Consider the following 1,516-nt stretch of genomic DNA (forward strand, 5'->3'; position numbering starts at 1 on the left):
GCGGCGCATCGCGGTGTCCCGTTCGGTTGGACGCGGCCGTAGGCGACGAGGTTGTGCAGCCACCACCAGGCACCGATCGCTCCCGAGACGCCGAGCACGACGACGGTCCGGAGCGCCCGCGCACCCCAGCCGAGGAGCCCGACCCCGGAGAACAGCACGACGACGCCGACGAAGGGCACGGCGGGCAGACCGGTGCCCTTGACCCAGACGAGTGCCCCGAGCGCGACCGCGAGCCCGATCGCCGTCCGCCACCGGAGGTCCCCGGTGAGCATCCGGGTCGCGAGCCAGACGGTGACGCCCGCCAGCAGCAGCACGGGGGCGTCGTTCGACACCGACGACCCGATCGACGCGAGCTCGGGCGACGCGAAGACCGCGAGCCCGCCGACGAGCGCGGCGCGGGGGGAGCGTGTCACCCGGCGGACCGCGGACCAGGCGAGGAGCGGCAGGGCCGTCACCATGGCGACGTCCGCGAGCCGGAGGGCCAGGAACGCGTGGTCCCACCGGAGGTCGCCGTAGTGCACGGCCCGGAGCACCGCGGCCCCGACGAGGTACGCGGTCGGCGGGTGCTGCGTCATCTGGTTGACCGTGGTCGACGGCCCGGGGAAGGTCTGCAGCAGTTCGGTCACGGTCGCCCACTCGTCCGACGGCTGCGTCGCCTGTTGCTGCTTCGCGATGAGCACGGCACGGGTCACCCGGAGGTCGCCGGGAGCAGCCCACGCATCGCCGAGCGCGACGTGCACGGTCGCGTCGATGTGGGCGGTCTCGTCCGGCGCTTCGAACACCGGCACCAGGAGCGCCCAGGCGACGAGCCACAGGCCGAAGGTGGCCGTCACGACCGCGATGGCCACCCGCTCCCAGCGCGCGACGACGGGGGGCTCCGGTTCAGTGGTCACAGCGGCGATGTTAGGGGGCGACCTCGGTGCGGACGGGCTCCTGGACCGGCGCGGCGGTGCGCTCGGGGTGGTACACCCACACCTTGTAGAGCCAGAAGCGGAAGACCGTGCCGAGCACGAGTCCGACGATGTTCGCGATGTTGTCGGAGACGACCGAGGTGAGGCCCATCGCGTAGTGCGACACCCCGAGGGTGGCCAGCGCGATCACCATGCCGCCGAGGGAGACGACGACGAACTCGATGCCCTCGCGGGTGGCCGTGGCACGACGCTGCTCACGGAACGTCCAGTAGCGGTTGCCCATCCAGTTGACGAAGATGGCGACGATCGTCGAGACGACCTTCGCCCAGAACGGCCCGGAGTGCACCTCGTCCGGTGCGAGCACCGTTGCGCGCAGCAGGTTGAACACCGCGGTGTCGACGACGAACCCCACGGCGCCGACCGCCCCGAAGCGAGCGAGCTGGGCGATGAGTCGGCGCACGGTGTCTCCAGGGTCCGTAGAGTTGTCACGGGTCGCACCTCGTGGCGACTTCGGAGGACGATTCTAGACAGCGCGCTCAGACCGTTCGGTGTGAGCGACGGAAGGAACACACAGCATGGCGTTGCGCGTCGGGGTCATCGGTGGG

Annotated in this window: 2 protein-coding genes; both read right to left on the bottom strand. The window is 71.3% G+C overall.

What is annotated here, in order from left to right; all coding sequences use genetic code 11:
* Positions 1 to 893, bottom strand: an 893-nt coding sequence (locus I59_RS18690) for a glycosyltransferase family 39 protein (protein ID WP_022905186.1), incomplete at its 3' end; no start/stop codon positions are given.
* 10 nt (positions 894 to 903) lie between these two features.
* Positions 904 to 1,371 carry a GtrA family protein gene (locus I59_RS18695; protein WP_022905187.1) on the bottom strand — a complete coding sequence of 156 codons (468 nt, stop codon included), beginning with the start codon at positions 1,369 to 1,371 and terminating at the stop codon, positions 904 to 906.
* Between the last annotated feature and the right edge of the window lie 145 nt (positions 1,372 to 1,516).

The organism is Curtobacterium sp. B8 (genome assembly GCF_000333315.1).
Taxonomy (GTDB): domain Bacteria; phylum Actinomycetota; class Actinomycetes; order Actinomycetales; family Microbacteriaceae; genus Curtobacterium; species Curtobacterium luteum.